Source organism: Cognatishimia coralii, assembly GCF_037478305.1.
GTDB lineage: Bacteria > Pseudomonadota > Alphaproteobacteria > Rhodobacterales > Rhodobacteraceae > Cognatishimia > Cognatishimia coralii.
This window is the reverse complement of the sequence record NZ_JBBGAZ010000020.1, coordinates 16,475-38,471: the sequence shown is the minus strand read 5'-3', so window position 1 is coordinate 38,471 and position 21,997 is coordinate 16,475. Positions and strand designations below refer to the sequence as shown.

The following is a 21,997-nucleotide window of genomic DNA, read 5'->3' as shown; positions in this document are numbered from 1 at the left end:
GACCGTATGCTAATAAAGGGTACAGTATGGCAATTAACGGTACAATATGAAAATTAAGGGTACATCGTGCCGCTGAAAACAAACGATAATTTTAAAGGCAATTCTGATTAATGAGGGTACAGTGACAACCAGCGAATTTTCTGACCAAGGCCACGGAAATGCCGGGGTCGTGGTGGCCCTACTGGGCGGACTGGCTCGAGGCCAAAGACGGCAAGACCGTCAAGCCTCGAAAGCCCGTCAACCGCGGAAAGTACAAATCCATCGAGCCGGCACCGGGAAGCTACGTTCGGGCGAATTGAGACCGCGTTCCATGACAGGGATATGTGGTCGTTCGGTACTGCCGGAAATCGCCGCGAAACCTGAACGCCATCCCTCGTGAAGCGGAACGACCGGAAATCCTATCCCTATTGAACCAAGCATCAAACGTCTTGCATTCCTCGGCATAATCAAATGGCCGGTAGCGGATACTCCTGTGCATATGTGGGCAGGGCAACGATCTTCGTCAGATTTCACCGAATGAATTGCCCCCCAATCAACCGGCATTCCGAAATCCCGACTGTGACTGGTCTGGTTGTATGCCGAAATTGAGCGCAAAAACACAGCATTGGGTGCGCTAGGCTCGTATTCCATCGCTGACAAGTTCAAGGATCTGGTTGGCAATAACCTCAGGAGGTTCCGAACCGTCAGGGTTGTACCACTCCGGCATCTGGTTGAAGGCCGAGAACAGCACCTGCGCCAGTCTTTTTGTTGAACTTTGGCGGATCGATTTGTCTTCAATGCCGGCCTTGATGATCTCTTCAAGGAAATCCTGACCATCGCGCAGGGTCTGGCGCAGTTTGTCCTGGTTTCTGCCCGTGAGGTTGCGGCGCGCCTCGCGCATCAATGAGGAACCGAAATCACTCACAACCAATGCGGCGTAAGAACGAAAAAACACGCGCAACCTGTCAAGGCCGTTGCCAGTTGATACCTGGGCCGCGTCAAAGCAAAGCTTGACCCCTTCCAGCGACACCAATGAGCACTGCATCAGGATGTCTTCCTTGTTGCGGGCGTAGTAATAGAGTGCAGGCTTGGTCAGATCGAGTTCGGCGGCGATATCATCGAGCGAGGTTTTCTTGTAACCGACTGTCGAAAACAGTCTCGCCGCAACGTCCAACACGGCACGGCGCTTCAGTTCCTGCTGCTCTTCGACGTCTTTTGTCTTTCTATGCCACTGGATTGCAGGCACATGACCCTCGCTTGAAATTGTGCGCCGGGCGAGAATTCTTCCCGCCCGGCATCTTACCAAGTTTAGTAGTCGAGGCCCCGGGCTGCAACTGTCCAGGCGCCGTTTTCAACCTTGGCCAGGATCAGCGTTTCCACCCCCTGGTGATCTTCGGGGCCGAAGCTGACGGTCTGGCCGCCGATCGGATCGACATAACCATTGATCGCTTCGGTCGCGGCAAGGAACCCTTCGGTGGTCAACTCCGGACCGGCCGCTTCGAGCGCGGTTGCGATCAGATCGATGAAGATATAGCCAAGCTGGGCCTGCGGCGCCATTTTCTCGCCGTAGATCTCGGCATAGCTTTCGAGGATGCGCTTGGCTTCTCCATCGGCGCTGCCAGCTTCGGCATAGACGAAAGGCGACACCAAATGCAGCCCTTCCATCGCGCCATCGGCCGCCTGGGCCACGGCGTCCATGTAAGGCACCATGCTGGCCACGAAAGTGGGCTCAAAACCCAGCTTCTTGGCAGTGGCAACGATACGGATCGTGTCGCCCACGCCGGTTGACAGGAACACGATATCGCAGCCGGCATTCTTCAGCGTGGTTACCGACGAGACCATGTCTGTCTCGGTGGCCGAATGCTCGGTCTTGGCGGCGATCTCCATGCCGATCTCGTGCAATTGCTGCTCAACACCCAGCGTCATCGACTCGCCCGCTTCATTGGCGATCTGCGCGACGCAGGGCGTCTCAAACCCGCCGTTTGCGTGGAAATAGGCCACGCCCGCGCGGAACTGTTCCGTATAGGAGCGGAAAAAGGCGTATTTCATCGGGTGGAGTGGCTCGGCCATCTCGGCGGCTGCCGAGATCGGGTACATGTTGGGCACACCAGCATCCAGCTGCTGCGGCATCACGGCCAGGTTCATCGGCGTGCCAAGCGCGCCGACCATGGTAAAGACCTTGTCGCGGCGCAACAGCTTGTTGGCGGCCTGAATGGCGCGCGGCACCTGATATTGCATGTCCTCGATCACGATCTCAAGCTGGCGGCCATGGATACCGCCGGTGGCATTGATCTCGTCCACGCGCATGCGCAGACCGTTGGCTTCGGGCACACCCCAGACAGCCAGCGGACCGCTGAGATCGGTATAGGCGCCAAGCGTGATCTTGTCGTCGGTCACGCCTTGCGGATCGGCGATCGCCGCCCCGGCGGCCAGCGCGGAAAATGCCAGCGCGATTGCAAACTTCTTCATGATTTCCTCCCTTTCAAGGTTCAGTACATGGTGTCGATGAGGTCTTTGTATTTGCGCTCGACCTCGTTGCGTTTGAGTTTCATCGTCGGAGTGAGTTCCTCGTCCTCAGCCGTCAGAAGCACGTCGATCAAGCGGAACTTCTTCACTTGTTCCACCGGCGAAAATCCGGAATTCGCACGGTCCACCTCGTTGCCAATCAACTCGATGATCGGCTCGCTTTCGCAGAGCGATTTGTAGTTCGAGAACGGGATGCGCTTGTCCTGCGCGTATTTCTCGACCGTTTCCTGGTCGATCATGATCAGCACGGTCAGGTACTTGCGCTTGTCGCCAATGATCACAGCGTCCGAGATGTAGGGCGAGAATTTCAGCTCGTTTTCCAGCTGCGAGGGCGTGATGTTTTTGCCGCCGGCGGTGATGATGATGTCCTTCTTGCGGTCCAGAATGGTCAGATCGCAATTGTCATCCATCTTGCCGACATCGCCGGTATGCACCCAGCCATCCACCATGGTCTCGGCGGTCTTTTCCGGCTGGCTCAGGTAGCCAGAGAAGTTTGACCGCGCGCGTATCAGGATCTCGCCATCCTCGGCCAGTTTGGCTTCGACGCCGCGCATGGCCCGCCCGATCGACCCGATGGGCGATTGGCCTGGAACCGTGGCAGTGACAATGCCAGTCTCGGTCTGTCCATAGGCTTCCTGCACAGAGACGCCGAGTGCGTTGAACCAACTGAGCAGCCGCGCCGAGATTGGCGCTGCACCCGAGACGATCGTATGCGCCCGCGCCAGACCCAGTTCGACGCGGATATTGCGCAACACCAAGAAATCGAGCGCCTTGTGCAAAAGGCTCAGGCTCAGCGGCGCCTTTTTGCCCTCCGCCAACACCGCGGCGCGGCGTTCGGCCACTTTCAGCGCCTGAGTATAGGCAAAGCGGCCAAAGGCGGTGGCGTCATTCATGATGAAACTGATGCGGGAATAGAACTTCTCCCACACCCGTGGCACCGCGAAGATAAAAGTCGGGGCCACCTCCTGAATGTCGGCGTTAAAGGTCTCGCCGCTCTCGGCAATGTTGATGGTGATGCCATGCCGGATCGGGGTCGCGACCGAGATGATGCGCTCGGCGGCGTGGCACAGCGGCAGGAAGGTCAGGATCTCGTCACCCGGGCCCAGCGGCATTTCCGGGTGGTTGTCGGCCTGCGCCAGAAAGAACCGGTGCGAGATCATCGCGCCCTTGGGCGCGCCGGTAGTGCCCGAGGTATAGATCAGCGTGGCGATGTCCTCGCCTTTGCCGGCGTCCAAGCGCGACTCGAACGCGGCCTGAATGCTTGCGTCGCTGTCATTGGCGAGTTCAAGGAATGCCTCCCATCCCATGACCTTGTCATGCTCAAAGCGGCGCAGGCCTTCCATGTCGTAGACAACGACCTTTTCAATCCCCGGCAGCTCGTCCTGTACCAGCAGGTATTTGTCGAGCTGTTCCTCGTCCTCGACGAACAACACCTTGGCGCCGCTGTCGTTGAGCTGATAGGCGACCTGTTTTTCCTGCAAGGTCGGGTAGAGCCCGTGGGTGACCGCGCCGATGCACTGGATGCCGAGATCGGAAAACACCCATTCCTTGTTGTCTTCGCTGATGATCGCCACGACGTCGCCGGCATCGACCCCCAAGGCCATCAGCGCACAACCTGCCTGCCGGGACCGGTGATAGTAGTCGGTCCAGGTGTATTCTTCCCAGATGCCGAAATCCCTTTCGCGGATCGCGATCGCAGACCCGAATTTCCGGCAGTTCTGCCGAAACAGCTTGGGCAGTGTGTCGCAGCCGTCGATTTCAAAGACGGGCGGGGTCCAGTTTTGTGTAGAGATGTCGTTCATCGCCATGTCTTCCTTGCTTTCCAGCGGCGGTCGCCCCGCGCGCTGTCGGCCTTGATGCCAAGGTAAAATTCGCGGATATCGGCGCTGTTCATCAGCACGTCGCGTTCGCCTTCCATGACGATCCGCCCGGTTTCCAGCACATAGCCGAAATCGGCGGCCGGAAGCGCGACGCTGGCGTTCTGTTCCACCAGCAGCATCGTCATGCCTTCCTCGACATTGATCCGCTTGATGATTGCGAAAATCTCGGAAATCAGCCGGGGCGAGAGACCCAGCGACGGCTCATCCAGCAGCATCAGGCTGGGCCGTGCCATGAAGGCGCGTCCAAGGGCCACCATCTGCTGTTGCCCGCCCGACAGGTAGATCGCCTGCTTGTCGAGAAATTCGCGCAGGACCGGGAACCAGCCCAGCACCTTTTCGAAATCGCGCGCCACCTCGTCGCGGTCCTTGCGGCAATAGGCACCCATCATCAGGTTGTCTTTCACCGACAAAAGCGCAAACACTTCGCGTCCTTCGGGGCTATGGGCCACACCGGTGCGGGCAATCACATCCGGATCCAGGCCGGTAATGGCCTTACCCTTGAATGTGATCTCACCTTTGAACGGGTCGAGCGCCCCCGAGATGGTTTTCAGGATAGTGGTCTTGCCAGCGCCGTTCGATCCCATGACCGTGACCACGGTGCCTTCGCGCACCGAAAGGCTGACACCGCGGATCGCCATGACGCGGCCATACATGGTTTCGACATTGCGGACTTTCAGAACTTCGCTCATGCCGCTTCCCCCCCTAGATAGGCTGCCTGCACATCCGGGTCGTCCTGCACCTCCGAGGCGCTGCCGGTGGCCAGGAAGCGGCCTTCGTTGATTGCCAGAACCTTGTCCGAGACCTTGTTCACCAGCTTCATGTCGTGCTCGATCATCACCACGGTGATGCCCAGATCCTCGCGGATGTCTTCGATCACAAAGGCGGTGTCGTCGGTTTCCTCGGTGGTCAGCCCGCTGGAGGGCTCATCCAGCAACAGGATCTCGGGGCTGGCGACCAGCGCGCGCGCCATCTCGGTTTTCTTGCGCACGCCGTAAGGCAGGTCGGCGACGCGGGCGTGACGGTAGCCTTCGAGATCGAGAAACTCGATAACCTCTTCCGCCTTGCGGCGGTGCTCCAGTTCCTGGCGTAATTGGCCGGGCAGGAAGAACAGCTCGCTCAGCGGCGAGAACCGCCCATGCCGGAACCGGCCGATCAACAGGTTGTCCAGAAGTGAGGCATGCTCGAACAATTCGATGTTCTGGAAGGTGCGGGCGATGCCGTGGTTGATCACTTCGTGGGGCCTGGCCCCCAGCAGGCTTTCGCCACCAAAGCGGATATCGCCTTCCAGCGGGTCATAGATGCGGCAGATCAGGTTGAACACCGTGCTCTTGCCGGCACCATTGGGACCGATGATGGTGAATACCTTGCCCGGTTCCACCGAGAAGCTCAGGTTATCGACGGCTTTCAGCCCACCGAATGCCAGCGACACGTTTTCGACTTCAAGCCAGCTCATTTCAGACGCTCCGTCTTGAGGAAGGTCTTCTGACGTTGGAAGCTGCGGCGCTTGTACATCGGGAAGACGTTGAAATAGTGATGGATTTTGACCCAGCGGCCATAGAGCCCATCAGGTTCGAACAGGATGAAGCCAAGAAGGATCATCCCGAAGGCGAGGCTGTCGAACCCGCCGGATGTGGCTATGGCCCCGGGAAGCAGCACCTTGACCCAACTCAGGACGGTGGGCAGCAGCACGATGAAGAACGCGCCGAAGATGGCCCCGTGGATGGTGCCGATCCCACCGACAACGATCATAAGAAGCAGGCGAATGCTCTCACCCATGCCGAAAGTTTCCGGTGTAATGTAGTAGAACGCATGCGCCAGAAGCCCACCAGCCAGACCGGCGAACACCGCCGACAGGAAGAAGGCATAGGCTTTGTAGAAGGCCACATTCGTGCCCAGCGAACGGGCCGAAACTTCGCTGTCGCGGATCGCGATCAGGGCGCGGCCAGACCGTGTGCGCAACAGGTTGCGCGTCATCAGAATGGCGCCGACAAACAGGGCGAGATTTAACAGGTAGGTCTTCCAGCTCTGGTCGATGGCGATGCCGAAGATGTCGATGCCCGGAACCGGCAGGCCACGATGTCCGCCGGTAAAATCGCCGCCGCCGCCGATCAGCCGTTCGGTCACGATAGCAATCGAAAGCGTAGCGATGGCGAGATACAAGCCATGCATGCGCCCGCAGATGCGCCCGATGGCCAGCCCGACCAAACCAGTGATCAGCGCCGCCAGGGGCAGCGACAGGATCCACGGCACGCCGTAGCGGCTGAGCAGGATGGTATGAGCATAGGCGCCGATGGCAACAAAGGCGGCCTGCCCGAAACTCACTTGTCCCGAGAATCCGGTGAGGATCATCAGACCCAGGCCGGCGATGGCATAGATGTAGACAAACGACAATTCGTCCAGAAAGTAGCCGTCAAGGAACAGCGGGGCGGCAAGCGCGATACACAAGAACAGCAGATACCAGAAAGCCTGTGTGCGGTCGCGAAACAGGCGGATGTCCTGCTTGTAGGATTTGCGGAAAAGAACGCGCATGAGCCTATACCTTCTTTGCGTAGATTTGTGCCAGCAGCCCTTCGGGCCGGATCAGCAGCACGACGAACATGATCAGATAGGCGCCGATGCCCTTGAACGTCGGGAACATGATGTCGAAGAACGGCTCGGTCACGCCGATCAGCAAACAGCCCAGAACGGCGCCGGGGATCGATCCGAACCCGCCGACAATGGCGCCGGCAAAGGCTTTGAAGCCGACAAATCCCATCTGCGTCGAGACCAGCGTGACCGGGCCCAGGAGCAGGCCGGCGATGGCGCCGAAGATTGCGGACATGGCCCAGATGGACGAGGTCAGGCGCTTGACGGGGATGCCCATGTAAAAGGCCGCCAATTGGTTCAGGGACAAGGCCTGCATCGCCACGCCTTGGCGGGCATAGCGGAAGAAGGCGTAAAGCCCGCTGGCCACGATGGCGGTTACCAGGATCGCCAGAACGCTGGACCAGCCAATGATGACCGACCCAAGCGTCAGATTGCCCTCAACCGGGGCAGGCAGCGAATAGTTGCCAAAGCCCCATACAATCCCGGCCACGGCGCGCAGTGCAATTCCCAGCGCCAGCGTCAGGATAAAAACGGTGAACACCGGCTGCCCGGTGAGCCGCCGCACAACAAGCGCGTCGACCCCGTAACCGAACCCGCCCATGAACACGAGCGTCAGCAAGGCCCCCAGCCAATAAGGCAACCCCCAAAGCACGATGAACTGATAGCCTACAAAGGCCCCCAGCATCATGAACTCGCCCTGGGCGAAGTTCACCTGCTCGGTAGCCTTGTAGACCAGCACCAGGCCGATGGCGATCAGGCTGTAGAGACAGCCCTGTGACAGGCCGACCAGCAAAAGCTGTATGGCGTCGGCGAAACTCAGACCGGTCATATGGCGGCCCTCCAATGCTCTAGGATTTCGTTCATTTCGACGAAACCGGCGTCACCGGTTGTCGGAATGTCTGGCGGGGTTTGTGAGAATCGGGGGGCCGGGGCGGGCATTTCGATGCCGTCCACGGTGACAAAGCTCTCGCGTGCCCGGTTGTGCTGGTGTGTGGCAGCTTCGGCCAGTGGCACCACCGGCGCAAAGCAGGCATCGCTGCCTTCCAGCACCTCGCACCATTCGGCCTGTGTCCGGGTCAGGAACAGTTCGGTCAGGGCCTCGCGCATGGCCGGCTGCGCCTCGGGCGCATATTGGTCGGCAAAACGCGGATCATCGCTCAGCCCGGTCAGGCGCAGGAATTCGGTAAAGAACTGTGGCTCGACACAGCCGATGGATATGAACTTTCCGTCGGCGGTTTCGTAACAACGATACCACGCCACCCCGCCATTGATGAAATCGCCAGCGCGCTCGCCGCTCCAGGCCCCACCGGCCGCCAGCCCGTGTTGCATGGTCATCAAGAGGTTGACCCCATCGCACATGGCCGCGTCGACCACCTGACCCTCGCCGGTTGCGCGCGCATGGGTCAGGGCCGCGAGGATGCCGACATTCAGCATCATCGCGCCACCACCCTGATCGGCAATCAGGTTCATTGGCGCGGGCGGGGGCCGGTCGGCCTCGCCCAGCCCATGAACCGCGCCCGTGATCGCGGCATAGTTCAGATCATGCCCGGCAGCCTGTGCCAGCGGCCCGGTCTGTCCCCATCCGGTCATGCGGCCATAGACCAGCGCCGGATTGCGTGCCAGAACCGCCTCTGGAGCGAATCCGAGTTTCTCCATCTTGCCGGGGCGGAAGCCCTCGATCAGAATCTCGGCCCGCTCGATCAGCCCCCAGAGCTTTTCAGCATCATTTGCCTGCCGCAGATCGAGCACCAGACTGCGCCGCGAGCGATTGAACAGGTTGTGTTTCTCATCGATCGGCAAGGGGAAAGCCTGACCGGGGCGCGTGATCCGCACCACTTCGGCGCCCATGTCGGCCAGATGCATGGCCGCAAAGGGCGCAGGCCCGATCCCGGCCATTTCGATGACCCGAACACCTTTGAGGGGACCGTTGCGTGTCAGCATCTCGTCACCTCGCCCGCAGCCGCGTGGCGGCATCCAGACGCAGGGTCGCGCCGTTCATGTAGCTGTTTTCGATCAGAAAAGCGCAGGCATGGGCGAATTCTTCCATCCGGCCCACCCGCTTGGGGGCCTCGACGCTTTCTTCGAGCGAGGCGACGACCTCATCTCCGAGGCTCATCACCATCGGTGTGCCAAACAGTCCCGGCGCGATGGCGTTGATACGGATGCCTTTCGGCCCCAGCTCGCGCGCGGCAGGCAGGTTGAGCCCTATCACACCGGCCTTGGACGAGGCATAGGCAGTCTGCCCGATCTGGCCTTCATAGGCCGCCCCGGACGAGATGTTGACGATCACGCCACGCTCTTCCCCGTCTTCGGGCGGGTTTTCCAGCATCCGCGCGGCGGCCTGGCTCATCACGTTGAACGTGCCCACAAGGTTGATCTCGACCGTGCGGCGAAAGGCATCGAGAGACGCAGGTGCGCCCTCGCGGTCGACCACCTTCATCGGGCTGACCACACCGGCACAGTTGATGGCGACATGCAGCGCGCCAAAGCGGTCGACCACAGCCGAGATGGCCTCGGACACGTGCTCGTCGCTGGTCACATCCACCTGCCGGAACATGGCCCGGTCCGCGCCCAAACGGTCGGCCAGCGCGGTGCCCTGTTCCATGTCGCGGTCGAACATGGCCACCTGTGCACCCAGCCCGTGCAGGTATTCTGCCGTCGCAGCACCAAGTCCCGAGGCCCCGCCGGTCACGATAATGGTCTTGCCTTCTATCTTCATGACCTGGGCCCCTATTTGAACGCCGCCACACCGGTCAGGGACCGGGCGATCAGCAGTTTCTGAATCTCTGTGGTCCCGTCCGGGATCGGCCCGATGATGGCTTCGCGGGCCAGGCGTTCGACGATGAACTCGCGGGTCACGCCGTTGCCGCCATGGATCTGCACCGCCTGCCGCGTGGCGTTCACCGCGATCTCGGTGCCGTACCACTTGGCCATGGCGCATTCCGTGTCGCAGCGTTCATCGCGGTCGATCATGCCGGCGGCACGATGGGTCAGCAGGCGCGCGGCGTCGATCTCGGTTGCCATGGTGGCGATCTTGTCGGCAATCATCTGATGCCCGGCGATCTGCTTGCCATGCTGGTTGCGCTCTTGCGCGTAACGGATCGATTCCTCAAGCGCCCGGCGCGCCAGCGCGATGCCCCACATCGCCATATGCACCCGCGCGCGTTCGAACACGACCAGCGTCTGCTGCAACCCGCGCCCTTCGGCGCCGATGGTGTTCTCAACGGGCACCCGCACCTCATCGAGGAAGACCTGCGAGGTCGACTGTGCATTGAGGCCGATCTTGGGGATGTCGCGGGTTTCGAACCCGTGTTCCTTGCGGTCGACCAGGATATGCGTCAACCCCTCGCCGGTGTTGCAGGTGCAGATCAGGAAATCGGCGAAACGCCCGTTCGAAATCCAGGTCTTTTCGCCCGAAATCACCCAATCGCCGCCATCCTTGCGGGCGCGTGTCTTGACCGCCGCCACGTCCGAGCCGACACCCGGCTCAGAGATGCCGATGGCCACGGATGTCTCACCCGCCAGAAGCTGTGGGATATAGCGCGCGCGTTGTTCATCGGTTCCAAGGCGAAGCAAAAGGTCGGCGCCCACCACGTTGATTAGGATCGGCAACGCAATGTCCATCGCCGTGACGCCGACCTCTTCGAATAGCATCAGGTGCGTGGACCAATCGAGCCCCATGCCACCCGCCTCTTCGGGATGGGGGGCCGAGGTCAGGCCGAATTCGGACAGTTGCGTGAGGAACCCCTGGATCACCTCTTTTTCAAACGGCGCATCCTTGACCTTCAGGTATTCCGGTTCGATCTGGTCATCGAGGAAGCGACGCAGCATGTCGCAGGCCATTGTCTGTTCTTCGGTCTTGAACATCTCGCTCTCCTATCGTGCCAGAATCAGGACCGAGGCCACGGCCTCTTCGATCCCGATCAGCCCACCACCGTTCTCTGCAATTGCCACCTTTGCCCCTTCGACCTGGCGCGTGCCGCATTCGCCGCGCAGCTGGCTGACAAGCTCATAGACCTGCCCCAGACCGGTGGCGCCGATCGGGTGGCCCTTGCACTCCAGCCCACCCGACGGGTTGACCGGCACACGCCCGCCAATCGTGGTCTCGCCACGTTCGGAGGCTGCCGCGCCCTCACCAAAGGGAAAAAGACCAAGGTTTTCGATCTGGATCAGCTCGCCCACAGCAGTGGCGTCATGCACCTCGGCGACCGAGACGTCCTCGGGCCCAAGCCCGGCCTTCTCATAGGCGCGCCGGGCCGCCTTAGCGGTCAGATGGTTTTCAAAGTCGTCGCCATCCCGGTCCGAACCGGTCTGGATCACGCTGGCACGCAACTCGATGGCGCGGTCTCGGGAAATGCCGTGGCGCTTCATGCCCGCTTCGGTCATCAGCACCGCCGCAGCACCGCCATCGCTCATCGGGGCGCACATCGGCAGGGTCAGCGGATAGGTGATCGGCGGCGCGCCCAGCACGTCGCCAACAGTGTAGGGATCGCGGAACTGCGCCTTGTCGTTTTCCACCGAATGCATGTGGTTCTTGGCCGCGATGGCCGCGAATTGCGCCTGTGTCGTCCCAAAGAGGCGCATATGCGCGCGGGCAAAGGCGGCGTAGACGGCCATGAAAACGGAATAGGGTTTTTCGGACTCGCTGCCTTCCGGCAGATCGATCCCATGTCCCAGCGCCAGCAGTTGTTTTTCATTCTCCTCGGCAGTCGCCAGTTCCCAGCCCGAGTCGAAAAAGCTGAACATCTTGGCCTTGTCACCAGTCCACATCTTCTCGGCCCCGACGGCCAACGCCACGTCTCCTTCGCCTGCCTTCAGAAACTGCGCCGCCAGGTTCAGGGCGGTTGATCCGCTGGCACAGGCGTTTTCGACGTTCACAACCGGAATGCCCTCGATCCCCATATCGCGCAGGGCGATCTGGCCCGGGATCATCAACTGGCCTTCCAGATGCCGCTGGGTGGCGTTCGAGAAATAGGCGGCTTCGACCGCACCGGCGGAAATCCCGGCATCAGCCAGGGCCCCGGTGACGGCCTCGCGGGACAGCGACTTCACAGTCGCCCCGTCCAGGCGTCCCATGCGCGTCATCGCCACGCCGGTTATGTAAACCTTGTCCATCTTGGTCCTCATCAGTTTCCGGCAAAGACCGGTTTGCGTTTCTCCGAAAACGCCGCCAGCCCTTCGGCAGCGTCGTTTGATGTCAGGTGGTCGCGCAGGACCGACAATTCCCAGACCAGAGCTTCGGCTTGCGACATATCTACTGACGCGTTGGCGACCGCTTTCATGCGCGACAGGACGAGCGGGCTTTTGTCAGCCAGATCACTTGCGAACGTGTCCAGACGAGCCTCAAGCGCATCATCGGCAACAACTTCCTGCACAAGCCCCATGCGCAACCAATCGCGCGCCGGCAGACTTCGGCCGGAAAACAGCAGATATTTAGCGTTCGGCAGGCCAATCCGAGAGGGCAGGACAGCAGCGCCACCGGCCCCCGGAAAGACCCCAAAATTGGCATGCGCATCACCGATCTTCGCGCTTTCTGCGGTGATCAGTACGTCGCAGCACATGGCCAGTTCCAGACCGCCGGCGACGGTCACGCCGTTCAGGCCACCAATGACGGGTTTGGGAAAATCGCGGAGAATCTGAAAAACCTCCGCTACGGCATCAAGGAAGTCGCCGTCGTCGGACCGCTCCTGTGACAGACCAGCTTGCACCGCCTTGAGATCAGCGCCCGCACAGAACGCCCGGCCGCTGCCGGTCAGCACCACAACGCGCAGCTTTTCGTCACGACGAATGCGCTCAAGCGCCTCCCCAAGCTCCAAGACCATGTCCCGCGAAAGAGCGTTCAATTCGGTGGGTCTGTTCAGGCGCAACCAGGCCGCCGATCCCCGCATCTCCAAAATGACATTTGCATGTTGCATTTTCATACCTTTATTTACTGACCAGTAAGTAATAATAAGCCTGCGCTGTCAACATCAAATTTCCTTATCTATTACAGCACCTTGGAAGAAACGCTCGAATGGGGGTTCATAAAACCTGTAAAAAACCGAGAATCAGAGTGACAGCTTTTTCGGGCGAGACTCGTTGTTCGCGAAGGAAATCTCACAGGAATTGCTGCCTGTCGGTAATCATGTGTGCTTGCGCTTCAGGAATGCCGAACAGGCAACACCGAACAAATTCAGTCGGCTACACATCGCAGATTTCTGACAGGTCCCGCTCCCGACAGCGGCAACGAGTAGGAGTTAGTGTCCGCGCACGTGGTGTAATTTGTCGGGTGGCCCGAGGTCATGATCAGGCGGCTTTGATGCTGAGAATTGGGTCTGTCTCCTCGTTGTCGATCTGTGCGAATGCCTCGACCATCATATAACGGCTGGCGGTCTGCCATTCGTCGTTTTGCTCGAACAGCACGGCGCCGATTAGGCGGGTGATGGATGCCTCGTTGGGGAAGATGCCGACGACATCTGCGCGCCGTTTCACTTCCTTGTTCAGGCGCTCGATGGGGTTGGTGCTGTGAAGCTTGGTGCGGTGCTGGCGCGATAGGAGAGCAGGATGTTCAAGACCGAAGAACAGACAATGGCCTGCGATATGCTGCGCCGCTTCCTCGAAATTGATACAAAGGACTAACCATGAATTCCTATGCCACGCCTATCGTCCCTGACACCTCCATCGACGATCTCAAGGCGCTTTTCACCTGCCAGAAAGCCGCCTCCAATGCCAACCCCTACCCGTCCTACGAAGAACGGTGCGGCAATGTCGAAAAGCTGCTGAAACTGACCGAGAAACACAAGCACGACATTTGTAATGTCATCGACAAGGATTTCGGCAACCGCTCGGTGCGCGAAACCACGCTGAGCGATTTGTTCCTTGTCATCCAGGGCGCCAAACATGCCCGCCGTCACCTGCGCAAATGGATGCGCCCGCGCCGGGTGGGCACAAGCCTGCATTCGCTGCCGGCCACATGCAAGGTGGTGCCGCAGCCCCTAGGAGTGATCGGCAATATCGCTCCCTGGAACTATCCCTATGCCATCGCGCTTCTTCCGGCGGTGCATGCGCTGGCCGCAGGCAACCGTATGATGATCAAGCCCAGCGAGGTCACGGTACATACAACCGAACTTCTGGGCAATCTCGTTTCCGACAATTTTGACGAGGACCTGTTGGCCGTCGTCACCGGCGGGGCCGAGCTGGGCAATGCCTTTGCCGAACTGCCTTTTGACCACCTGATCTTTACGGGGTCCACCGCCGTGGGGCGCAAGATCGCCCAGGCCGCGGCACCCAACCTGACGCCTGTCACGCTGGAACTGGGGGGCAAGAGCCCCGCGATCATCGACCATTCCTATAATCCGGCCAAGGCGGTCAGCTCGATCCTGCGCGGCAAGGTGCTGAACTGTGGCCAGACCTGTATCGGAGTGGACTACGTCTTTGTGCCCACCGAAAAGCTTGATGGGTTCGTCGGGGATATGAAGAAGGGCTTTACCAAGTTCTTTCCCAACCTCGATGGCAACGTAGACTACACCACGATCGTTTCGGACCGCCATTACGACCGGCTGCGCAATCTGGTCACCGATGCCCGTGACAAGGGGGCAAAGGTGGTGACGGTCAACCCCGATGGTGGCGAGGGCAATACCAACAACCGGATTCTGCCGCTGAATATAGTGATCAACCCCAGCGACGACATGGCAGTGATGCAGGAGGAAGTGTTCGGCCCGGTTCTGTCGATCAAGACCTATGACAGCCTGGATGAGGTCACGGGCTATATCAACAGCCATGACCGTCCGTTGGCGCTCTATTGGTTTGGCCATGACCGCGCCCGTGAAAAACACATGCTGCAAAACACCTGGGCCGGGGGGATGTGCGTCAACGAAACCCTGTTCCACGTGTTCCAGGAAAAGTTGCCCTTCGGCGGCATTGGGGCCAGCGGCATGGGCACCCATACCGGCAAGGCTGGGTTTGACAGTTTCAGCGCCCACAAGCCGGTCTTCCGGCAGGCGCGGCTGAACTCGGCCAACCTTCTGAATCCGCCCTACAGCAGGCTCACCGACACGCTCTTGGCGGTCATGAAGAAAATCGTCTGACACAGACACAAAAAATGGTAACAGGGAGAGTAACAATGGCAGATTATGTAGTCATTGGTGGAGGATCTTCGGGAGGAGTGGTTGCCGCGCGGCTATCCGAGGATCCGAACACTACCGTCACGCTTCTCGAGGCAGGGGGTCCGGGTAACTCGAAATTCGTTTCGATTCCCGGCATGTTCGCCGGGCTGATCCAGAACTACAAAATCAACAAGCTGAACTGGCGCTTCAACACCACGCCGCAGAAAAATCTTAACAACCGTGCGCTTTATAACCCGCGCGGCAAGATGCTGGGCGGTTCGTCCGGCATGAACGGCATGGTCTATATCCGTGGCGAATCCGGTGACTATGACCGCTGGTCCGAACTCGGCAACGAAGGCTGGAGCTATGACGAGGTGCTGCCCTATTTCCGAAAGGCCGAAAACAACGAACGCGGTGCGGATGACTATCACGGCGACAGCGGTCCCTTGCATGTCAGCAACGGCGATGCCTCGTTTGATTTCTACAACGCCTTCCTCTCCTCGGGCGAGAAGCTGGAATACCCCAAGACCCCGGATTTTAACGGCGCCAATCGCGAAGGGCTGGGCATCTACCAGTTCACCACCAAGAACGGCGAACGCGCCTCGGTCAAGTTCTGCTATCTCGACCCGATCACGGACCGCAAGAACTTGGATATCCAGGTTAAGGCCACGGTGCGCCGGATCGTCATGGAAGACGGGCGCGCGGTGGCCGTCGAATACGACCAGGGCGGCGAAACCAAGCGGGTCGGGGTGAACAAGGAGGTCATCGTCAGCGGCGGGGCCTTCGGCTCGCCGCAAGTCCTGATGCTCTCGGGCATCGGACCCCGGGCCGAGTTGGAGAAACATGGCATCAAGGTGCAGCATGAATTGCCCGGCGTGGGCGAAAACCTGCATGACCACCCGGACGTGATGTTCGTGTTCAAATCTAAGAAACGCACCGGAATTTCCCTTGGCCCACTGGGCACGCTCAAGAACCTTGGTGCCTTCTACCAGTATTTCACCAGGCGCAAAGGTTGGCTCGCCAATCCGCCCACAGCGGCGGGTGGCTTCCTGCGGTCCGAGCCGGGTAAGAACAACCCGGATTTCCAACTTCACATGGTGCCGTTGCCCTATCGCAACCATGCCCATGACTACATGTCGATGATCAAGTGGGGCTTTACCATGATTGTCAATATCGGTCACCCGCGCAGCCGGGGGCGTTTGACGCTCAAGAACGCCAACCCGGGGTCCGAGCCCAATATCGACCTGAACCTGCTGGATCACGCCGATGACCTGAAGGACATGCGCAATGCCTTCAAGGTGACGCAGGACATCCTGCACGGCTCACCGCTGAAGGATATGATCGCCAAGCCGCTTTACCCAAAGCGTTATCTCAATACCGATGCCGAGATCGACGACTACCTGCGCGCCGAGGTCAACCATGCGTATCACCCGGTCGGCACCTGCAAGATGGGCCGCGACGACATGGCCGTGGTCGATGCGCGGCTCAAGGTCAAGGGACTGGCCAATGTGCGTGTCGCCGATGCCTCAATCATGCCCGAGATCATCAACGGCAACACCAATGCCACCTGTATCATGATCGGTGAAAAATCCGCCGACATGATTAAGGAGGACGCAGCCGCAACCTGATCAATTCGCCCGCAAGGCCAAGGATGCCGAGCATCAGCAGAAGCTGAAGCGCTGGGTGTTGCTGGATACGGCCGCGCACGAGTTCACCACCAAGAGGTATTCGGAAACGTCAATTGGCAAATTGGCCGACCTGCTCGATGTTTCCAAGCCTGCCCTCTGTTACTATGTGAAGAACAAGGAAGACATCCTGCTGCAGTGCACAATCGAATCTCCTTCTCGAAGGTGCGCAATAAAGCAACCGAACTCGTCCGTCACGTCCTGCAAGCGGATTCCGTCATACCGCGAGGTCGCCATGTCAGCGACGCGCAACAGATTGGCAGCTTTTGAGAAAGTCCATTTGACAGCCTCGTATCCGGTTTGCATTTGTAGCAACATCGCGGCATGACAATCTCTGTCATGCTGGCACATTGAAATTAACCAGCACACCCGGGAATCGACTTTCAGTTTTCGAGAGTCCATATCCTGAAGCGCCCCTGCCCTGTCACCTCGCGGATCAAACCGCTTTCTTCCATCCACGCCAGATTGCGTTGAATGGCGGCGCGACTGGCTCCGGTCACGGATTCAGCCATTGGTGCAGAGACCAATGGCCACTGAGAGAAAGCTTTACGCAAGGCGACCGGCGTGCGACCCGACAAATGCGCCATGTCGGACTCCGCCCGCGCCGCCCACCTTTCAGTATCGTCAAGTACTCGCATCGCCGATAAAATCGCGCTGCTCATCCCATCCAGCCAGCGGGCCAAACGTTCGGGCGGCAAGCCCGAGGCACGCAGCCCCCCTGCCCCGCCCATAGCGAGCGGTGCGAAGATGGCGCCGGTGCCATCGCTTGCCGCGATCCTGGACGCGGTGACGGCGGCTTCGATCTGGTCTCCGTATTGTCCGAGGCCCGCGAGGCTCCAGAGGTGATACCCCATGCAAGCCCGCGTGATTGGATGAAGATCGGCCGCAGCTGCCAATACCTTCAGCCATCCGCCCGCGCGATCTTTGAGACGCTCGGCACTGTCCTCAATGTTCTCGGGATCACGGCGATCCAGGAAGGCGGCCAAATCGCCCTTTGGTCCGGGGCCGCCTGTCAGGCGCCGAACAGCCCATCCAACTCTTGCCAGGGCATTTGGGTCATCCTGTGCGCCTGACAACCGCATCGATACCCAGAGCGCCAGACGATCAGAACTCACCCGATCCCCTGCGAACCAGCTGAGGTCCGCCGCCTCGATCAACGCGAGCCTATGCCGCCAACCTTCCGGGCCACGCAGCAGCCGGTCATCCAGAGCACCCAGACGTCCAGCGACCCGTGCCAGTCGAGCAGCGTGAACGCTTTCTGCCTTTGCCCAGTCTGCGATGACAGCAGTGTCGGGCGGTTCTGCCCGTGGCCCGGGAAGCAAATCATCCGGTTCTTCCTCGAGTGGCCCAGGCAGAAACCAGAGATCCTCTTTGTCGCAATTGCATTGTCGTTTCATCAAAAGGTTCTTAAACGATTTCAGCAGGATGAGGCGGAAATAGACGTAGAATATTACGTTGCGATTTCAATTTTTATCTCGCATTTCAATAAGCGAGAGAATTAGGGCGGAAAATGATGTTGAGACACTCTGAGACGACCGGCTTATGACGCTGAACGGACAGGAACCCTCTGACGAGGCCTGGAGCAAGGCCACGCGCATTGCGCGAGAGCTGGACCGCATTCTAGATGGCACGGAACCAATGCGAGACGCGGTCGCGCGCGCGGCGTCCGAATTGCGCCTGTCGGCGCGCCAGATCTACAACCACTTGAGCCGATACCGTGACGAACGCCGAGTGTCTTCCCTTCTGCCAAGAACGAGCGGTGCCAGACGCACAAGGATCAGCCAGGCCGTCGAGGAAATCATTGCGCAAACGCTGCGGGAAATGTGGCTGTCGTAGTACCCTAATAAAAGAGAAATTACCGCTTCTGGCCTATTTTGGCGATTTCTGTGCCTCTATTTAGGATATGTCCACAGGTTTCGGCGACCTTCGGATGAGTGGTTCCGTCTGCCAAATCTCTTGCGCGCGGAGCAGAAGTGCATGTCGATCAGTGTTGGAGCCGAGTTCTTCAATTGCGCGTCGTGCCGCATGAAGCGCTCTCTCGGATGGCACAAGTCCAGTTGTTCCGAGCCCTCGTGTTCTAGCTCGGCGGCCTATGGCTCCCTGGTCTGCATATCGATATTCATGAAGTCGGGCCCAGCTCTGGAGATTCTCCAAAGCCTCACTCTGTCGCGGAAACGTACGCAACAGACTCCGCGCTGCCCGGTTGTTTCGCGCCACCCGATAGGCAGTGCGAAGCAACGGGTGCTTTGATCCGAGTTCAATCGCAGCGAGAACAATTGTTCTTTGGGCTTGGTTCTCAGAGATCAGCGCATCTGCATCCGCCAATTTCCACAATCGCAGAAGGTCTGACGTTTGTCTGAACTGATGCAGGCTTTGTTGGTCGCCAGAGACTACAGCTGACGCCAATCTTTTAGCCCCCTGAACCGCACGCGCTTTCATACGCTTTGAGATACCAGCATGCGGACATGTCGATACCAGAGACCGACCGCAACTTTCACAGTTTGTCGACCAAGCAAACCGCCAGTGGCGCAATACCAGATCCGGCGTTTGCTCTTGGCAATATGTGCAGGTCTGAAAGTCATGTGTTGCCAGATAGTTCAATGAGCGGGCGCTCAAATTTGGCAATGTCATCGCCGCAATCTCGGTACGTTTTCTTCCAACAGCCGCGCACAATCGGTCTACACAAACTTGCTCAAGGTCGCTCGAGCGGTCGGGCACCCTGCCCCTTTGCAAGCCAAGATAGCCGCACAGTTCTTCGGTTGAACAGTGATTGGCTTGTGCCAGCCGGGTAAGCCAGCTCGAAAGCAGTTCATCGCATAGGGGTGGTGGTCGGCGGGGCAGAAGCTTGATGGTCACTCGGCCTCAACGGCCGTCTCAAGCGGAACCGTCCACGCATGTTTGTTCCAGGTCGGCCGCCATGTCGCGACAGCCTCATCCGTAATCCTCTCTTCCCCAGAATGAATCGCATCGATGGCCAGAGACTTAATCATGATAAAGACGCGGGACGTGACCCCGCCGGTCACCTTCAGGATGGTTCGGAGCGAAGCAACGGTCAGGCCCGAAGGTTTTTCCAGCGCCATGGCCGCGATCAGTGTTTGGATCAGACGTGAGAACTCTACATCGTCTTCCCAAAGCGGCAAAAAATGTTCATCCAACCGGCGCGCAAGCTGGTCATCGCCACGGACGGCATCAAGCGCTTCGTTAACGCCAAAGACCACGAGCGATACGCTAAGCTCATTTGCGAGGAACCGTAGCATGTTGAGGAACCGACGTTGCTCCCTGTAACTGCCGGCAAGCAGATTGTGCACCTCGTCAATCATGAGCATTTTCAGGTCCATGTCTCTGAGATGGTTCAGCGCCCGAACCTCCAGTTCCGAGACTGTGCGACGCCCCCACATGGGCGCGCCAATCGTAGATAGTAAGTGTTGGTAGAACCTTCTCTCATCCGGCGCGGGTGGTGCCTGAAGCAGCAATACAGGTGTCTTGGTGATCCCGAGATCACTCTTGTATTGAGTGGGATACTTGCTCGCCATACGTTTGGCGATCATCGTCTTCCCGATGCCAGAGCTCCCATAGACCATCAAACCTGGCATGCGACTTTGTCGCGGTGTTTCCATCAATGATGTCAATCGATTGAGGACAATCGTTGCACGATCAAAAGCGATCCAATGGTCGCTGCGAATGCGGTCAATTCTTTCGTTTTGGGTCATGAAATTCATCTATGGGATAGGTTGGAAGATCAGGGTTGCCGGTATCAATCGCGAACATTTCACGAGAAGGGTCGCGCTGCTTTGGGGCCTTTGACAGGCGCGCATCCCGCTCTTTACCCAGCCTGGCTGCCTTGGTTTTCTGGCGCGCTGCCTCGGCCAGACGCCTTTGCGCGTCTACCATATCAAACAGCGCCTTTTCGTGGATCCGCCCACCGTGCTTTTCTTTCCATTCTTTGCGGGCGCGGCGACTTTCCCAAAGAGAGATTTCGGGATGACTGAGATTTCGGTAGCGCGCTTCGATCATGCGACCATCGTCTACCTGCACCCAAATCTTCGATAGGTTCCGCGGATCAAATCTGACTTGCGCCTTCTCTTTGCCCCGCCCGATCAAGGACGCAAACGCATCATTCCAGTAGCGCACTTCAAAAAGCGTGATCCCTGTGCGGCCAAGCTTGCGCCATTCAAAAGGCATGAAGCTCGATCGAAACGCGTCCACATCGACAACTTGCCGCCCTGCTGTATCGCCACCCAAATCGCTCCAGGCAGCAAGAGGTGTCCGGCCAAGAGCCCGATGCGGGGTGTTGTGATACCGACAGATTTCAAGATGAAGCCAGTCTTCAAACTCAGCAAGCGTCAAAGTCGCGTTTTGTTCGCTGTTATAGTCACCCTTGTCTTTGGGTGACGAGTGCGTGGTTCCAGGCAATACGTGAACCGAACCCATAGTTGTACCGATCAAGCGCTCAATGTGACCTCCGTAATGCTTGCCGCCCTTGGGACGATAGGAAACATCAATGCCCCAATCCTCGCACGCGGACTTGAACGCTCTGCTGCGGAACTCCTGGGCATTGTCCACATGAACAGCCTTCGGAATACCAGCCGTAGGCCAGGTAAGCTCTTCAAGGGTGCCGGGCACATGCACTGTCTTTCGGCGCACGCAATGGTCGAGACAAAGCGCAACCGACAGAACGGACGGTGCATCGAAACTCACGTATACGCCCAACACCACACGCGTGGTGACATCGATCGCCATCGTCAGGTTCGGCCGCGCAAGAGGCTGTCGATCGATGTGATCGACCAAAAATACATCGGCCTTGGTATGATCGATTTGCACGACGTCGAGTGGGTCGGGAACGTCGAGTTTGCCAGGACGCGCTGCGAACAATTGTCCAGCTACGTCCGCGCCATGTCGCTTTGAGATGACCTTACGCTGGTCCATCGCATCTAGCCGCCGCTTAACTGTTCGACGGGTCGGAGGCTGGAAGCCCTTTGCATCACACTCTGAGCGTATCTCACGCCAAATGCGCAAAAAACTTGAACGTTCTCGAACCAGATAGTAGCGGCTAAGGGTGGTGCTGATGATGCGCTCCACATCCGGAGCAAGACGCCCTTTTCCAGGTTTAGGCCCGCGCCGACCCGGTTGCAGCGCAACGGATCGAGCATCGTTCTCTTTGAGACGACGGTAAAGCTTCCAAGTATAGCTTTTGGAAAGACCCAACTCCCATGCCGCGTCGCCAATGGCACGACCAATTGGGTCGCCCTTTTTTTCA

General features: G+C 59.0%; 20 protein-coding genes and 1 pseudogene. 4 read left to right on the top strand and 17 right to left on the bottom strand.

Translation table 11 applies throughout. The features are described from left to right. Positions 1–613: 613 nt before the first annotated feature. The 13 genes and pseudogenes from WG622_RS18485 to WG622_RS18425 all read right to left on the bottom strand — a co-directional run. Complete coding sequence (locus WG622_RS18485) at positions 614–1,225, bottom strand: TetR/AcrR family transcriptional regulator (RefSeq protein WP_170848854.1); 612 nt, start codon at positions 1,223–1,225, stop codon at positions 614–616. Positions 1,226–1,287: 62 nt separating this feature from the next. Then, positions 1,288–2,448, bottom strand: coding sequence for an ABC transporter substrate-binding protein (locus tag WG622_RS18480; RefSeq protein WP_303964697.1), 1,161 nt, complete (start codon positions 2,446–2,448; stop codon positions 1,288–1,290). Positions 2,449–2,468: 20 nt separating this feature from the next. Further along, positions 2,469–4,307, bottom strand: a complete 1,839-nt coding sequence (locus tag WG622_RS18475; protein WP_303964698.1) for an AMP-dependent synthetase/ligase — start codon at positions 4,305–4,307, stop codon at positions 2,469–2,471. Then, the gene (locus tag WG622_RS18470) at positions 4,304–5,074 is read right to left on the bottom strand and encodes an ABC transporter ATP-binding protein (RefSeq protein ID WP_093455111.1); all 771 of its coding nucleotides are present in this window, start codon (positions 5,072–5,074) and stop codon (positions 4,304–4,306) included. The genes WG622_RS18475 and WG622_RS18470 overlap by 4 nt, the downstream gene beginning before the upstream one ends. Next, positions 5,071–5,838, bottom strand: coding sequence for an ABC transporter ATP-binding protein (locus tag WG622_RS18465; protein ID WP_093455112.1), 768 nt, complete (start codon positions 5,836–5,838; stop codon positions 5,071–5,073). Before WG622_RS18465 ends, WG622_RS18470 begins: the two co-directional genes overlap by 4 nt. Next, complete coding sequence (locus WG622_RS18460) at positions 5,835–6,914, bottom strand: branched-chain amino acid ABC transporter permease (protein ID WP_093455113.1); 1,080 nt, start codon at positions 6,912–6,914, stop codon at positions 5,835–5,837. The genes WG622_RS18465 and WG622_RS18460 overlap by 4 nt, the downstream gene beginning before the upstream one ends. Positions 6,915–6,918: 4 nt before the next feature. Further along, a complete protein-coding gene (locus WG622_RS18455; protein WP_093455114.1) occupies positions 6,919–7,800 on the bottom strand; it encodes a branched-chain amino acid ABC transporter permease in 882 nt (293 codons plus the stop codon). Continuing rightward, a complete protein-coding gene (locus WG622_RS18450; RefSeq protein ID WP_093455118.1) occupies positions 7,797–8,912 on the bottom strand; it encodes a CaiB/BaiF CoA transferase family protein in 1,116 nt (371 codons plus the stop codon). The genes WG622_RS18455 and WG622_RS18450 overlap by 4 nt, the downstream gene beginning before the upstream one ends. Positions 8,913–8,916: 4 nt before the next feature. Then, positions 8,917–9,690: an SDR family NAD(P)-dependent oxidoreductase gene (locus WG622_RS18445; RefSeq protein WP_093455115.1), complete on the bottom strand. Its 774-nt coding sequence runs from the start codon at positions 9,688–9,690 to the stop codon at positions 8,917–8,919. An 11-nt stretch (positions 9,691–9,701) separates the two neighbouring features. Further along, positions 9,702–10,838 carry an acyl-CoA dehydrogenase family protein gene (locus WG622_RS18440; protein ID WP_093455116.1) on the bottom strand — a complete coding sequence of 379 codons (1,137 nt, stop codon included), beginning with the start codon at positions 10,836–10,838 and terminating at the stop codon, positions 9,702–9,704. Positions 10,839–10,847: 9 nt separating this feature from the next. Beyond that, positions 10,848–12,086: a thiolase family protein gene (locus WG622_RS18435; protein ID WP_093455119.1), complete on the bottom strand. Its 1,239-nt coding sequence runs from the start codon at positions 12,084–12,086 to the stop codon at positions 10,848–10,850. A gap of 11 nt (positions 12,087–12,097) precedes the next feature. Further along, entirely contained in the window at positions 12,098–12,886 is a 789-nt protein-coding gene (locus WG622_RS18430; RefSeq protein ID WP_161353831.1) for an enoyl-CoA hydratase/isomerase family protein, read from the bottom strand. A gap of 370 nt (positions 12,887–13,256) precedes the next feature. Next, a pseudogene (locus WG622_RS18425) lies at positions 13,257–13,496 on the bottom strand (transposase); the annotation flags it as partial. 95 nt (positions 13,497–13,591) lie between these two features. Between WG622_RS18425 and WG622_RS18420 the strand changes: the two are divergent. From WG622_RS18420 to WG622_RS19275, 3 genes are read left to right on the top strand one after another with little or no spacing between them, the layout of a single operon-like run. Beyond that, positions 13,592–15,037, top strand: a complete 1,446-nt coding sequence (locus WG622_RS18420; RefSeq protein ID WP_161353830.1) for a coniferyl aldehyde dehydrogenase — start codon at positions 13,592–13,594, stop codon at positions 15,035–15,037. Between the two features lie 35 nt (positions 15,038–15,072). After that, entirely contained in the window at positions 15,073–16,683 is a 1,611-nt protein-coding gene (locus tag WG622_RS18415; protein WP_161353829.1) for a GMC family oxidoreductase, read from the top strand. A 55-nt stretch (positions 16,684–16,738) separates the two neighbouring features. After that, on the top strand, positions 16,739–17,068 hold the full coding sequence (locus WG622_RS19275; RefSeq protein ID WP_367022248.1) for a TetR/AcrR family transcriptional regulator: 330 nt from the start codon (positions 16,739–16,741) through the stop codon (positions 17,066–17,068). A gap of 55 nt (positions 17,069–17,123) precedes the next feature. Here the strand turns inward: WG622_RS19275 and WG622_RS18410 are convergent, their stop codons facing one another. Beyond that, on the bottom strand, positions 17,124–18,137 hold the full coding sequence (locus tag WG622_RS18410; RefSeq protein ID WP_161353827.1) for a hypothetical protein: 1,014 nt from the start codon (positions 18,135–18,137) through the stop codon (positions 17,124–17,126). 145 nt (positions 18,138–18,282) lie between these two features. Here WG622_RS18410 and WG622_RS18405 point away from each other — a divergent pair, with 145 nt between their 5' ends. Next, positions 18,283–18,576 (top strand): hypothetical protein, encoded by a 294-nt coding sequence (locus tag WG622_RS18405; protein ID WP_339404816.1) that lies wholly within the window; start codon positions 18,283–18,285, stop codon positions 18,574–18,576. A 60-nt stretch (positions 18,577–18,636) separates the two neighbouring features. Here the strand turns inward: WG622_RS18405 and WG622_RS19270 are convergent, their stop codons facing one another. The 3 genes from WG622_RS19270 to WG622_RS18395 are packed head-to-tail and all read right to left on the bottom strand — an operon-like array spanning position 18,637 to position 21,819. Beyond that, the gene (locus WG622_RS19270) at positions 18,637–19,596 is read right to left on the bottom strand and encodes a TniQ family protein (protein WP_111368995.1); all 960 of its coding nucleotides are present in this window, start codon (positions 19,594–19,596) and stop codon (positions 18,637–18,639) included. Next, entirely contained in the window at positions 19,593–20,450 is an 858-nt protein-coding gene (locus WG622_RS18400) for a TniB family NTP-binding protein (RefSeq protein WP_229678661.1), read from the bottom strand. The genes WG622_RS19270 and WG622_RS18400 overlap by 4 nt, the downstream gene beginning before the upstream one ends. Next, positions 20,428–21,819, bottom strand: coding sequence for a TnsB C-terminal domain-containing protein (locus tag WG622_RS18395; protein ID WP_339404815.1), 1,392 nt, complete (start codon positions 21,817–21,819; stop codon positions 20,428–20,430). The genes WG622_RS18400 and WG622_RS18395 overlap by 23 nt, the downstream gene beginning before the upstream one ends. Between the last annotated feature and the right edge of the window lie 178 nt (positions 21,820–21,997).